We start from the raw sequence: 14,943 nt of genomic DNA, 5'->3' as shown, positions 1-14,943 counted from the left end.
GAAAGATTAACTGTCTCACGTCCCAGAGATCAGGTAATCCACACTCTTGTGTGTGGATTACCATTAACGCTATTCTTATAATTAATAAGCAGACTTATTAATAAAACCTTTGAATATGGTTAAGAACACAATCTTAATGTCCAACCAGACACTCCAGTTACGAATATAATCCAGATCGAACTCAACACGTTTTTGCATTTTCTCCAGCGTATCAGTTTCTCCACGCCAGCCATTGATCTGCGCCCAGCCGGTTATACCTGGTTTCATTTTATGGCGTAACATATAACCGTTAATCAATTTTCTGTACTGTTCATTATGCGCCACCGCATGCGGCCTTGGGCCAACGATGGACATGTCACCTTTCAATACGTTAATAAATTGTGGTAGTTCATCCAAAGAGGTGCGACGTAAAAAAGCCCCTACCGGTGTTAACCGCGTATCCCCTTTTGTTGCCTGAACCACTTTGTCTCCATCTTCCATCACGCTCATGGAACGGAACTTCCAAACTTCGATGGCCTTACCATCCATGCCATAGCGTCTTTGTTTAAAGATCACTGGTCCGGAAGAGGTGAATTTCACCATGGCAGCAATCAACAACAACACAGGAGAAATAAACAGCAAGATAAAAATTGACAAAATAATGTCTTCAATGCGTTTAATAACCTGATTAATACCGCTCATAGGAGTATCGAACAGCGAAACAACCGGCACACCGTTAATTTCTTCGGAGCGTGACTGTAATATATTGAAGGTGAAAATATCAGGAATCAACATCACTGAACAGGTGGTGTCGGAAAGATCGGCAACCGTGTCTTTGATTAGCTTCTCCTGCTCCATCGACATAGCTATATACACACGATCGATACGCCCACTTTTAGCATCTTCTACCAGTTGGCATAAGTCACCCCGGCGCTCAATTGTAGTATTTAGTTGAGAATTATCATTATCATAAATCCCAAGTACTTTAAATCCCATCCAATGGGCATCGCGAAGTGATTCAGCCAAGCGAATACCAACTGGCATCGCCCCCATTATCGCCACGTTTCGGGTATTAAAACCGATATTACGCATATAACCAAGAAACAAACGGATCACGCTACGCGAAATAACCAGCCCGCAAGACACCAACAAATACCATTGGATATAAACGGAATATTCATTGTTAAAAGAATTAACTAAGGCTACTGTTCCTGAGGTTAAAAGCAGACTCAACGACCAGTTTTGTAAGATGAGCTGGACCTCAAGACCCGCGCGAACCCCACGCCATGAGCGATAAAAATCGGTAATACCACCAATCATTTGGAAAATAACAATTGAAATCAATACCATGACCCAGTGCTGCATAATAAAGTCAGCACCAGAAATCAGGCAAGACAAGTACAATCCGGCAAAAATAATGAAAATATCGGAAAAACGCTGGATCATTGAGGTTAGGGATGCATTGGTATGCAATGTTCCTCGACGGAAACCGTTCATAGATAACTGCCTATTAACTATCATAGTATAGATGCCTTTTTTAAGTTTTCTCTGGTACCTATATCTCTTAACTTTACTGGGCCATCTATACAGCCCAGTTATACAATATAGCGTTAAACTCAGAGATCATCTGCGCAGCAAGGCCAGTATTTCTTCTGTTTTTTGTTGCATTAATAGAGGATTAGCACGGGACTCAACATTTAAACGTACTACGGGTTCAGTATTAGAACTGCGCAGGTTAAAGCGCCAGTCAGAAAACTCCAGACTAATACCATCGGTTGTGTCAAATGCCAACGAAGTTGGCTGGTAACGATTTAAAACCCGCTCGATTGAAGCCTGCGGATCCTGCAATTTGCTGTTAATTTCCCCTGACGCAGGGTAGGCCGCCATACGGTCTTCAACCAATTGCCCAAGCGTCTTACCCTTAATGCACAACAACTCAGCCACCAGTAACCATGGGATCATGCCGCTGTCGCAGTATGAAAACTCACGGAAATAATGGTGTGCACTCATTTCACCACCATAGACCGCATCTTCCAAACGCATGCGTTCTTTAATAAATGCGTGGCCAGTCTTTGACATCACCGGCACCCCGCCTGCTTGAGTCACCACGTCAATGGTATTCCAGCTTAAACGTGGATCATGGATGATTTTTGCCCCACGTTCCTTTTCGAGGAACGCTTCAGCCAGTAAACCAACGATGTAATACCCTTCGATAAAACCACCGTGCTCGTCGAACAGGAAGCAACGGTCAAAATCCCCGTCAAAAGCGATACCCATATCGGCCTTATGGAGGCGCACAGCCTGGGCAGTATCCTCACGGCACTCCGGCAGCAATGGGTTAGGGATCCCGTTAGGAAAGTTACCATCCGGCTGATGATGTACTTTAATAAATTCAACGGGCACCTGAAGCTGTTTGAATCGTGCTTCAATAGCATCGATCACATGGCCTGCGGCACCATTGCCGGAGTTGACGACCAATTTCAATGGCTTCAGGTTAGCCGTATTCACATAACCCAACAGATGATCCACATAATCTTTCTCGATGGAGATCTTTTCATAGCTGCCGCGTTTTTCCTTGTTCACCTGCGCAAAGTTGTTTTGCTCTGCCAGACGCTGGATATCACGCAAACCGGTATCGCCACTGATGGGTTTGGCTTGGCTGCGAACCAACTTCATACCGTTATAGTTCATGGGATTATGGCTAGCGGTAACTTCAACCCCGCCATCTATTCCTAAATGGAAAGTCGCAAAATATATTTCTTCCGTCCCACTCACACCAATGTCCAATACATCCACACCAGAATCACGTAATCCTTCAGCCAGAGAAAGCTTGAGCTCCTCACTGGTCAGGCGAATATCGCCGCCAACAACAACGCTTTTAGGCTTTAAGAACTCTCCATATGCGCGACCAATACGATAAGCTATATCGATATTCAGTTCTTCGCCCAGTTGTCCACGAATGTCGTACGCTTTGAAGCAGGTCAATGATTGTGACATGTTGAGATCCTTACCAAAATATAAATCCGCTAGCGCTGTGAAATGCCCACAGCGCTAAATTATTAGTTATGTTGAGTTGAATCACCAATACGAACGATATCATCCTCACCCAGATAGGCTCCTGATTGAATCTCAATCAGATCCAGCTCTATTTTTCCCGGATTTTCGAGGGAATGCTCAGCACCTAAAGGAATATAAATAGACTCGTTCTCGCTAATTAACTGTACTTTCCCATTGGTATTGACTTTCGCCGTCCCAGAAACAACTACCCAATGTTCTGATCGATGGTGATGCATCTGGAGAGACAGCTTTTCGCCGGGTTTGACAGTAATACGGCGTACTTGGAAACGTTCACCTTGTGCAATCGCATCGTGTTTACCCCATGGACGATAAACCTCACGATGCTGTTTGCTTTCGGAACGTTTCTGCTGCTTGAGTTGATTAACGATTTCCTTAACATCTTGAACTTTATCTTTGTTGGCAATCAATACCGCATCTTTGGTTTCTACCACTACGAGGTTATCTACCCCAACCATAGCCACCAATTTATGTTCCGCACGGATGTAGTTATTAGAACAATTATGTTCCAGAACGTCGCCAAAGGTAGAATTACCTTTTACGTCTTTCTCACTGATTTCCCATAAGGCTGACCAGGAACCCACATCGTTCCAACCGGCGTCCAACGGTACAACCACGGCATCCGCTGTTTGTTCCATCACGGCATAATCAACCGACTCATCCGGACACGCAATGAATGCTTCGCGATCGACACGGATAAAGTCCATATCCGGAGACAGGTGCGCCAGGGATTTTTTGCAAGCGTCAAGAATGTCGGGACGGAAACGCTCCAATTCATCTAAATAGCGACTGGCTTTAAACAGGAACATACCGCTATTCCACAGATACTCCCCGCTATCCAGATACTGTTGAGCAGTTTCAAGATTAGGTTTTTCAACAAAACGCGACACGCCACAAATACTGGAACCATCAATGCTAGTGCCTTTTTGAATATAACCATAACCCGTTTCAGGCCCCGTCGGTACAATCCCGAATGTCGCTAACTTACCCGCTTCAGCATAGGGTACCGCCTGATTCACCGCGTCTCGGAAAATGGCTTCATCCTGAATAACATGGTCCGCAGCTAATACCAACATAAGAGGATCATCACCACTCGAAACAGCCTGCAGCGCAGCAAGTGCGATCGCAGGGGCTGTATTCCGCCCTACTGGCTCTAAAATGATATTATGCGACAAACGGGTAATTTGACGCAGTTGCTCTGCAACGATAAAACGATGTTCCTCATTGCAGATCACAAGAGGATTAATAATGTCTAACCCTTTAAGACGCATCACCGTAGTTTGCAGCATTGAAAATTCATTGCACAAAGCTAGAAACTGTTTTGGGAACAACTCACGAGAAAGTGGCCACAGACGACTCCCTGTCCCCCCAGCCATGATAACAGGATAAAGGTTACTCATTTTTACTCTCACTGATTAAATACAAAAGAAAATTAGAAGAAACACAAAGAAAACATTATTAACTACAAGAAGTACATTCCAGGCTTAGAATTACCTGTAAAGATGATAAGTACTAGAAACCATTCTGTCAGAAGTGAAATTGGTGCTATAAAAATCCACACAGGCAGCTTTCATTGATGCCCAATCATCTTTACCACGTGTGCTCAGTATTTCTACAGCCTCATTGGCTTTATTGGTCGTAAACAGGTAGCCCGTAACACCTTCACAGACGACTTCAGGTAAAGAGCTGCAACGGCTGGCTACCACTGGCAGCCCGTAACTCTCAGCTTCAACCGCTACCAGGCCGAATGATTCCCAACGACTTGGCATTAACAAAACATCTGCGTAGGAAAAGTAAGGAGCTATCTCAGTAGAAGTCAGCCACCCTTTATAGTTTATTCTTGCATGAAGAGGGGGATGCTCTGTTGCATGTACATTGCCACCAACGACGGTAATTAAAAATCCATCGTCTAATCTATCCGCAATTTCTTTAACTAAATCGAAACCCTTTTGATAATCAAAACGCCCAACGAAAAGTATATTAATCTTATCTGATTGATAGGGCGTAACATGATCACCAGTGGGCAATGGCGGTTCGACCCCGTTATAAACCACGGTTAAATTATTTGAGTCCAGCCCTACGCCGAGAGCCACTCTCTTCTCATACTCACTGGTACAAATAATCACATCGGTTTTTTTTTGCAGTATCTTTTCTATCCGCGTATAAACACTTTTTTTCTTCTCAGAAGTATCCATCAAAAAAGAAAATGCATGCGGACAATAAATTATTTTTGGTTGACAGCTCATTCTAATCAAAGGCGTAAGTAATCGACATATTACGCCTGCAAAAGTGCTGTGGATATGGATAACATCCGGCTTTTCTTTACGAACTATGCGAATATAATTCACGGCCAGTGAAATAAATGATGAAATATTTCGCCCAGTACGAGTGAATTTTTTCAACTTACTCTCAGGAAACGTGCCAATCTCGCTGTATTGGCTATCCGGCAGCAAGCAATAAAAATCAAACTCACCATTTGGTTGTACAAGTTGCCGGATAACCGTTGCGACTCCACCTTTCACCGTTTCAGCAACGTGCAACACTTTTTTTTTCATTGGGTAGATCTCATAATGATTTTGTTCAAGTCTTCAGCAGAACGCCCCCAATCGAAACGTTTAACGTTCTCAAAACCCTTTTCAACCAGAGTTTGACGTAAAACATCATCTTGCATAATTCGATCCAAGGTTTGCCTCATTTCAAGGGTATTTTCTGGGTCAAAATACAACACGCTGTCAGCCAGTACCTCTGGCAGAGAGGCCCTATTGGATGCTACCACTGCGCAACCGCAAGCCTGTGCCTCCAATGGAGGAATTCCAAACCCTTCGTATAATGAAGGAAAAACAAAAGCTCTGGCATTCGAGTAAAGTTTAATCAGGCTCTCATCACTCACACGGCCAACAAATTGTATGTTCTCCGCCTGCATTGCCTCTGGCGAAAAATGCACCCCTGCAAAATTTTTATTTGCAGACCCAATGATTTTCAACACTACATCCTTATTACCTTCCATTTGCGAAAAGGCGGTAATTAGTCCGTGAAAATTTTTATGATAGTTCGGGGATGAAACCGCCAATAAATAAGGTTTCTCGTCACTAGTCACCTGAGGTTCAGCCCTAAACTTACCGGCAACGGCGTTATTAATTACATGAATATTGTTTAAAGGATAATTAAACGCTGCATAAAGTTCTTTCTTTGAAAATTCACTTACGGTCAACAATGCCTTGCTAGAACGCAACATCAAAGGAAAAATATTATTATAAACAAAACGAAACTTTGCAGAATAGCTTTGTGGGTAGCGTTTATAAATAACATCATGATGAGTTACAAATTTATTACTATAAAATACCGGAGCGGTATTGCATAGGTTAATCAATAAAGGGTTTCCTTGCTTACATAAAAAAGCAGGTAACTCTAATTGTTCCCATAAATGCCCGCTTCGTTCACCTATAATTTGCACATTCAACTTTGAAGCGATATCAGTGTGAATAATATTTTTCGGGGAAATAAACACCACATCATTTCGAATGTTACTTAACGCCAGGCTTATCTCTTGAGCAAAACGTTGAACGCCCGTTAAATCTTGTGTTAAAAATCTCGCATTGACATAAATCATTATCTACCTCGTGCCATTCAAATAACAACGTGTCAATGTGCCAGATGAGCACGGCTAAGAGATTTCCCCGTTCTCTTGACCAAACTATTCTCTGGTCTTCTAACTGACAACAATAATATTGATATTATTATCGGGAATATATATCCGGGATAGTTGGTCAATGGGTTGTTATAAACAAAGTTCATTGACAACGATATCATCCAATACAGATATATACTGGGATTGAGCCCTCGCCGAGTACGCTGATAAAGAATACCAAGAATAGCCGAAGCAACAATAACCAAGAAGATAATCCCAACGTTACCATAATTAGAAAGCATGTAGATATACATACTGTCTAAAGGTATAGAGTTCGTATTGTCATCGCCAATTACGGCATTCCCATTAACAGCATATCCTGCCCCCGTGAAGGGTGAATAACCGCTATCTGCACGTACTGCCTCGATATTTACCGTTCTAAGCAGAATACTGTTCTCTGCATAGGCATTTTCTTTAGGAAAAATCATTTCATAAATGCTGTAATTCGTCGTGGTAACATAAAAGAACAATGATAAGACCATTGTCACCATGGTTACAGTATTCAAGCTAAAACGCTCGGAGAAGAAACGCCGAGACACCAAATACATAATATAAAGCAGCGCCATGATTATGGCTGTTTTAGAGGTTGAAAACACAATCCCGACCATAATAAGAACGATGTATTTCTTACGATGCTTCACACTTATAAAAGGCGCCAATACCAATGAAAAGAACAGGTACTCACTTAAGCTGAATGGGCCGGTAAGCAAGCCAAAAGCTCTGAGTTGCCCCTGAATAGTTCGTAGCAGTAGACCGTACTCTTTACCAAACTGTGTCAGCTGAGGGCCAGGGTCGAAACCAATAACCGCGTATAATACACCCGCTAAACTTGACTCTGCGACGGCGAAAAGCGCATTGAGTACGGAAAAAATAATATAGTACTTGATGACTTTAGTGACAATTTCAACTCGTTCATCAAATTCAAAAAGGAGCAGGACAGCGGCAAAGAAAAAAGAGCCAAAAGTTAATAATTCCAACCGGAATTGTACGATAGTGCGGAAAAGGTCAAATCTTCCTGATAGCATACTCAAAAGAATAAATACTAATGAAAATATAACCATCGATAAAAATAAAATCAATATACTCCGGCACTGAGCAGAAACCCGTGGATTTCGAGCGAAAAGAAGGATAAGCACAAAAACGGGGACGGCCATGGCAAAAAAATCTTTATACAGCAAAAGTGCCCTGGTCGACATGTACGCGATGACAGTCACAATCCCATTCAACGATAGCAGTGTCATATACGTTAATAATAGGAAAACAACCAGCGATTTCGTCGATACTCTCATTATTATCCTCTGTACACACTTTCGTAACTGCTCGCTATTTTTCCACTCTCAAAAAAAGAGCACCGCAGCTTATTATTATTTTCTCTAACGGCCTTAACTGCGCCTGAGACAGAAAAGTCTTTCAATTCTAAGATATTATCATAGAAAGCAGCGATTTCGGTCACTCCACCGCTGAAAGTAGTATACACAACCTTTCCAGAGATCGCCGATTCCGCAACCGCACGACCAAAAGGTTCGTTCCAGCGCGTTGGCAAAACCACCGCATCTACCTGCGCCATAAACTCATCAATCTTGATAAATCCGAGCAGCTTAACCCCAACCTCTGTTGCCAGTGCGTTCATCCGCTGACCACTTGCATCATTATTAAAGCGACCAGCAGCATAAAATTCTACCTGAGGATTCTGCAGTCCCTGTTTCGCCAACAAACAGAATTCATCGAAGCCTTTGTCCTCAGTCAAACGGCCGACGAAACCTATTCTTACTTTATCACTTATAGACGGAACAAAAGCTATAGCCGCTACTGGATTATAGATATAAGTATGTAACGCGTGGCGCGCAAAGCCATTTTCCTGATGTAGGGTTGAAATGTACTTGCTGATGCCCACAAAAGCATCGACATGCTGACTGGCCTTTTTCTTGAAGTAGGAAGTAACAGTCACCGGCAGACTGTTTACATCCATATTTTGGCCATGCTTAAACAGAGTTCCGTTGGGATGAAACAAATAATAATCGCGGGTGGTGTGTACAACACGAGCACCCAGTTTTTTTGCCACGCGCCATACAGCAACAGAAAAACCGCTCAAATTATTGGTATGCACCACTTTAGGGCCAAAAGCCGTCAACTCATCTCTAACCATACGCGCCATGAACGGATTATAAGAGTCCAGCAGGTGCCAGCCTGCTTTTTGCAGTTTGCCGGCTACCTGATTTTGGAACGGCCAATACAGATTCTTTAGCGGGAAATAAACAATGCTTACGCCATTAATTGAATCATATTTTATTTTATCACCATCATGAAGACAAAATACACGCACTTGGTGCCCGACCGAATGTAGACTTTCAGCGAGCATTTGTACCGAGACCTCTGCGCCACCAATCTTATAGGGAGCATAAAGTGTATTTATTAAAGCAATCTTCATTTATTGGCCACCACAGAATAATTTATAAAATTAAAATTTATTTTTAATCAGAGTAATATCAGCACTCTCATAACTTTCATAATTTTTATAGATCGCATCAACAAAGCCCACCCACTCTGGAGAAAGAACTTTTTCATCAAGTACATACGCAGTTATTTTTATCTTTTCATCATAAATTTTTATTAGGTTGTCATACAATGATGAATAAAAACCGGCTATTGACGCTACATTCTCTCCCACCACGATGGGATAAACCTCAAACGGGAAATCAAGACGACGTACTTCCACATGTTGCCTGATCGCCTCGATTTTTTCTTCTCGCTCGCGGCGGTGCGGAATATAAACTAATTCGGCTCCTTCCTGGTTCTGCTTTAGATCTTCGATCATTTTTAGCGTCAGTTCGATATCATCAACTGAGGTTACTCCAGCCTCATAGAGTGGGGTGCCAATAATAAATATCTTATTGCCACCCTGTGGCAAACTTGCCAGCTTAATCTTGAATTTTTGATAGTTATGCCTAACTACCGTGTCCCGCTGAGCAATATTTCTCTCGATATTGTAAACCGAGAAAAAGGTCAATTTCTCTCGATCATTATTGACCATCCCCAGTGACTTAAGAAAGATCGACTTCAGAAGATCTCTCACCGTAACGGTATTAGTACGCTTAATCCTTAGCGTAGCCGTCCCATCATCGAGCAAGACAATATCTCTTTTTGGATATTTATGTGCTAACATCCAAAATACTCTCGCACGGTATTCGCCAGCGATCAATGTGACATGATCTTTCACGCAGACTTCAGATTTTACGTCCTTTAATTCACTCCTGATATCAAACACTTTACCTAGGTATCCTTCGACATCAATAGTTTTCAAAGTTTTGTGTCTGATCATCTGCAGCAAATATACAATCTGCCCATGATTCAATGCTGAATTTGCTGAACGTTTATTGACGATCAGTAAGTCGAGTGTGATGTTTTTCGCATCCAGATACTCGATCAGGTTAAAAGCCTGCAGTGGCGATTCGATATACGCAATGTGCTTACTCATATTTCTGATATCCGGTTAAGGCAACTAATACTAATTTCCAAGTACCACTTAGTGGAACTTACCTGCGGCTCTGAGCTGTAAATAATGATCAACATTGCGCTGCGAGAATTGCGCAGCCGGATGGCCGCCAGCGATAGCATAAGGTTGAATATCCTTAACCACAACGCTACCAGCCTGGATAATCGCACCTTCACCTATAGTGACGCCTGGCAGAATAATTACATTAATACCTAACCAAACGTTATCTCCAATATGAGTATCTTTAATGACATAAGTATGGTCATACGGAATTGCAGTGCCGTTGTGGTTATGATTTTCGGTGATTATTACACAACCGAAGCCACAGTGGAAATTATCGCCAATGACAACACTCCCCTTCCCCACCACCGTCAATCCGTTGGAGTTGAAGTTATTACCCAGAGTTGTTTTATTATTAACAAGAGTCAAAAAGTTAACCTTTGGATCGCGGCCACATTTCGCCACGGCATTGAGAACTTTAGACTTATAACGTTGCTTACGTAGACTACGTAACCATCGTATAAAACTTGCTATCATCTTTTCCTCTCAATGTTAATTTGCCGCTTACCATAGATAAATGTCGCTGCACATGCAAAAAGACTTGAAACAGCATAAACGAAACAGAAATATTCGACCTTTATTGTCGTCATCGTGATGATAAATATACCGACTAAATGTGTAATCATTGAGCCCATGGTAATAATTGAAATGATTTTATTTTTTCGATAATAAAAGAGGGAATGCGTAAATATATAATAAATAGAAAGAAACGCCGTCCCAGGCAATAAAATATTAAAATAGTATATAGCGCGATCAAACTCAGCCTTAAAGAGATAAGGAAAAACAAATGGCATAATAAAGAAATAAATCACACAGGCTACGATCACTAAACCTGTATAGCCATATTGAATAAGCTCAACGCCTCTAAAATCATTTTCTTTCAACTTGCGGTAAATAAAAGGCTGAAATGCCTGGTTAATTACACCAAAGAACAACATCACGATAGAGGTAAGCTGAAATGCTAAACCGTAAACCCCTACTACGGCGGTGCTCATGTAATGAGCAATAAAAAAACGGTCTATTGATGATTTAATCCAGTAACTACCATGATGTGGCAACAATGACAAACCATAACTGACAATTTCTTTATAGCGTTTTCGTACGGGTTCACATGTAATACGCTCGCCCTTGATTTTCTTGTAAACAAAAAACTCATAGGCAAGCTGAATACTGAAAAACGAGGCCGCTATCGCTATCAACCGCTGTCCCGGGGTCGCCGCAATCATTTCGAAAAGCACGATCGTAAACAGAACGTTAAATGCGGACAGCAAAAACTGCCCAATCGCTGCAACCTTGTAAGTCTGGCTAATACGCAAGTGCGACAAATTGATAAAGTTAAGCGCCTGAGCTAAAGATGCCAAAACCACCAGAAAACCATCACTAAAACTTACAGATATATTAGCGACTAGCGTAACAATATAAAATATCGCCACTAATAACACGCTCGACGCCATGGCCAGAGTGATGTTATCTCTGCGGAACACCAGGGAACTCCCTTCCCCCTCCTGCATGTATTTGACCGGCAACAAACCCTGACCACTAAATGAAATAAAAATGATCAACATCTGAATAACGGACAGATACAGAGTTAGCGCGCCGTATCCCGACGCGCCAAGGTGTGCTGTTAAATAAGGCAGTATGATGAAGCCTATGACCTTGCCAAGAATATCCCCTATCGACAAGGCCGCAGCGCCCATAATGACTTTGCTCATTTACAGATACTTTTCCAGGAAGTTAAGTGCGTGCCAGAATCCCTCTCCCTGATTTTTATGGCCCTGCCAAACTTCTGGAATAAACATCGCGCCGGGAGCATAGCGCAGCAGGTCATCGGCAAGCTCATCAAAGTTCACATCGCCTTTACCAATCTGTACACCCTCGCCGTCAACGCCCAACGCATCAACGACGTGCATATGCGCCGTGTAAGCACCCACTTTCTGAGTAAACTCATGGAGGTCCCATTGGTAGTAATTACATGCCATCATCGAGTGAGATGTGTCATAGCAGATACGGTAGTTATACTTTTCGCAGAATGCCTTAATCTCATTTGGATCAACAAACAGGTTATGGTAGCTCTGTCCACCAAAGTGCCATGGGAATGGCGGCATGGTTTGGATAATGATTTCCACGCCTTCCTGGTTTATTTGACTCAATGCAGAGCCAATGCGCTCATACATTGCCTGGCGTGCTTCTTTAGGCAAGAAACCTGTGGTATTGAATCCACCAGCGTTAACTACGATAACCGGGCATTCAGTTTTAGGGAAATATTGCTTCAGTGCTCTGGTAACATCGCAGACACGCTGCAATTGCTTGATGGAATGTGCAAGATATGCCGGGTCCTCAGATGCCAGATCCAGTATATGATCGTTGGCGAACAGTTCAGGGCTATGTACGGCAAAACCAATGTCTTCTGCTCCTGAGAAGAACTCGGTTAAATCCAATTCCATATCCTGATAGCTCAGGTGGAACTCAACAAAATCCAGATTGGATTTGTTTTTCAATTTGCTGTAGTCGTGATAACGAACAGGAATACCGAATGGGCGATCAAAATCATAATCTTTAGCTTCAATCGCCTCATCATTCAGGTCTGATTCATAAAAGTAACCACCGGCCTCAAGATCTCGGATGGCTTTCTTACCCACCAATTGCTCCATATAAAGAGGCTGCAACCCCTGACCTGGGCTTTTCACTTCAATCATATCGCGAGTGATGATCTCGCCCTTTTTCAGGTCACGGTTTATGATCAAACTCTTCGCCAAGGTTTCGCGGTTGATCATTTCCCCCTGAGTGATGGCACGTTCGCCAGCCTGACCCATGGATTCTTCAACTTCACGAATACGCACGACCATCTCTTTAAATTCTGGTGGCAGCAATGAAACCTTATGGTCATTACCTTCCATTGATTTATCAATAGTGAAATGCTTCTCGATTACTCGAGCGCCAAGCGCGGCTACTGCGATGGGTACGGAGATCCCGCGCTCGTGGCCAGAATAGCCAACCAAGCAACCGGTCACTTGCTGCAGACGTTTAATATAAGCCAGGTTCACATCTTTAAACGGCGTCGGATAGGTTGAGTTGCAATGCAGAATGACAAATTCGGCACCTTTAGACTTCAGGAATTCAACCGAACTTTTGATTTCCGCTTCACTGCACATGCCGGTTGAACAAATCAACGGTTTGCCTGTAGCCGCCAATGCGGCTAGCATTTCATGGTTAGTGAAGTCTGCAGAAGCGACTTTATAACCTTCCATGCCATACTCTTCCAAAATCTCAAGGCTTCTCAGATCCCATGGCGTACACAATGGAGTTAGCCCCTTAGTTTTGCAGTAATCGAACACCTCGATGAGCTCTTCATTGGACAGCTGGAATTTTCTCAATAAATCAATTGTATATTGCGCACCAAGATCAGCAGATTGATCTTTCTCGTTGCCACCTTTATACAATGAACTAAGATCACGCATCTGGAATTTGACGCAATCAGCGCCAGCATCAACGGCCAGATCGACCAAGTGCTTAGCCAGCTTGATGTCGCCGTTATGGTTGTTGCCAATTTCTGCAATGATATAGCTCGGTGATGTATCTGTGATAGTGTGCTTACCAATGGTCAGCCCCTTCTCACTTTGCAGCGCTACAGCTACCAGGCGGCGATAGTCATCCACCAAAGGTAGAACGTCAACGCCGTTGGTGAAAAAGGCTTCAATTTCAGTACGCGGCGCATCAACTTTTTTGTAGCGAACGTTCTGGTTCATGACTTCAGACATTTCACGACTCAGGTCGAAATCACCACTGGTGATCCAGCGGCGGAAGTCGCCATCCGAGAAGGAACCACATAACTTACCGTCTTCAGTAACAACAAAGATAATGCGTTTTTTATTTGAGTTGATTTTTTCCAATGCTTTGATGATTGTTTCTGTTTCAAACACCAAAAAATCGGATATTTTTTTCTGAATTAACATTAATTATCTCCCATTCCAATTCTGCAAAATCACTTCAACAACCGCCCAATCGAGCATGGTATCAATTTCAAAGCTTTCTTCTTCTGACATCTTGTGCGCAACAACTTTTCCGCCAAGACGGTTACCGGTGCTCAAAAGAATCTCGCTTTTAGTTACGTAAATTGAACCATTTTCTTTCAACTTAATATTTTCCGGCTTAATATCTTGACGCCGTGGACGGTTTAAATAGTCATAATAAGCTTTCGGATTATCTTCATTTTCCCAAAGAAAATGCCAGAATTCACAGACACTCAGTAGAGAGTCGGCTTTTTTATCAATAATATTTTTGATTGCGACATCAATCGCATCATCTTTACGGACTGGTGATGTTGCCTGCAATAATACGGTAAATTCAGGCTTATAATTCTCATGCTCTGCCAGCCACTCTAGCGTATGTAACAACGCAGGCTCGGTGGCTGCAGTATCTACCGCCAAGTGAGCTGGACGCATAAAGGGAACTTCAGCACCATACTCTCTTGCAATTGAAGCAATATCTTCGCAATCCGTTGTTACAATGACACGATCAATATTTGATGAATTAATCGCCTGTTCAATACTCCAAGCAATTAAGGGTTTCCCTGCTATTTCTTTAATGTTTTTCTTAGGGATCCCTTTCGACCCACCCCTTGCTGGAATAATTGCAAGATTACTCATGT

At 42.6% G+C, this 14,943-nt stretch carries 12 protein-coding genes; all 12 read right to left on the bottom strand.

Going from position 1 to position 14,943, the window contains the following annotated elements:
• Positions 1–81: 81 nt before the first annotated feature.
• On the bottom strand, positions 82–1,476 hold the full coding sequence (wcaJ, locus tag LQ945_RS21380; RefSeq protein ID WP_182821013.1) for an undecaprenyl-phosphate glucose phosphotransferase: 1,395 nt from the start codon (positions 1,474–1,476) through the stop codon (positions 82–84).
• A gap of 126 nt (positions 1,477–1,602) precedes the next feature.
• Positions 1,603–2,976: a phosphomannomutase CpsG gene (gene cpsG, locus LQ945_RS21375; RefSeq protein WP_270101687.1), complete on the bottom strand. Its 1,374-nt coding sequence runs from the start codon at positions 2,974–2,976 to the stop codon at positions 1,603–1,605.
• 62 nt (positions 2,977–3,038) lie between these two features.
• Positions 3,039–4,454 carry a mannose-1-phosphate guanylyltransferase/mannose-6-phosphate isomerase gene (locus tag LQ945_RS21370; RefSeq protein ID WP_270101686.1) on the bottom strand — a complete coding sequence of 472 codons (1,416 nt, stop codon included), beginning with the start codon at positions 4,452–4,454 and terminating at the stop codon, positions 3,039–3,041.
• 90 nt (positions 4,455–4,544) lie between these two features.
• Complete coding sequence (locus LQ945_RS21365; protein WP_270101685.1) at positions 4,545–5,609, bottom strand: glycosyltransferase; 1,065 nt, start codon at positions 5,607–5,609, stop codon at positions 4,545–4,547.
• Positions 5,606–6,664, bottom strand: coding sequence for a glycosyltransferase family 4 protein (locus LQ945_RS21360; protein WP_270101684.1), 1,059 nt, complete (start codon positions 6,662–6,664; stop codon positions 5,606–5,608). Before LQ945_RS21360 ends, LQ945_RS21365 begins: the two co-directional genes overlap by 4 nt.
• 32 nt (positions 6,665–6,696) lie before the next feature.
• On the bottom strand, positions 6,697–8,031 hold the full coding sequence (locus LQ945_RS21355) for a hypothetical protein (protein WP_270101683.1): 1,335 nt from the start codon (positions 8,029–8,031) through the stop codon (positions 6,697–6,699).
• A 2-nt stretch (positions 8,032–8,033) separates the two neighbouring features.
• The gene (locus LQ945_RS21350) at positions 8,034–9,170 is read right to left on the bottom strand and encodes a glycosyltransferase family 4 protein (protein ID WP_270101682.1); all 1,137 of its coding nucleotides are present in this window, start codon (positions 9,168–9,170) and stop codon (positions 8,034–8,036) included.
• 30 nt (positions 9,171–9,200) lie between these two features.
• A complete protein-coding gene (locus LQ945_RS21345; RefSeq protein WP_270101681.1) occupies positions 9,201–10,217 on the bottom strand; it encodes a polysialyltransferase family glycosyltransferase in 1,017 nt (338 codons plus the stop codon).
• Between the two features lie 48 nt (positions 10,218–10,265).
• On the bottom strand, positions 10,266–10,772 hold the full coding sequence (locus tag LQ945_RS21340) for an acyltransferase (RefSeq protein WP_270101680.1): 507 nt from the start codon (positions 10,770–10,772) through the stop codon (positions 10,266–10,268).
• Positions 10,769–12,007, bottom strand: coding sequence for a lipopolysaccharide biosynthesis protein (locus LQ945_RS21335; protein WP_270101679.1), 1,239 nt, complete (start codon positions 12,005–12,007; stop codon positions 10,769–10,771). Before LQ945_RS21335 ends, LQ945_RS21340 begins: the two co-directional genes overlap by 4 nt.
• On the bottom strand, positions 12,008–14,248 hold the full coding sequence (locus tag LQ945_RS21330) for an N-acetylneuraminate synthase family protein (protein ID WP_270101678.1): 2,241 nt from the start codon (positions 14,246–14,248) through the stop codon (positions 12,008–12,010).
• A gap of 3 nt (positions 14,249–14,251) precedes the next feature.
• Entirely contained in the window at positions 14,252–14,941 is a 690-nt protein-coding gene (locus LQ945_RS21325; protein ID WP_270101677.1) for a cytidylyltransferase domain-containing protein, read from the bottom strand.
• Positions 14,942–14,943 lie beyond the last annotated feature (2 nt).

It is taken from the genome of Serratia liquefaciens (genome assembly GCF_027594825.1).
Taxonomy (GTDB): domain Bacteria; phylum Pseudomonadota; class Gammaproteobacteria; order Enterobacterales; family Enterobacteriaceae; genus Serratia; species Serratia liquefaciens_A.
This window is presented reverse-complemented; position numbering and strand designations above follow the sequence as displayed.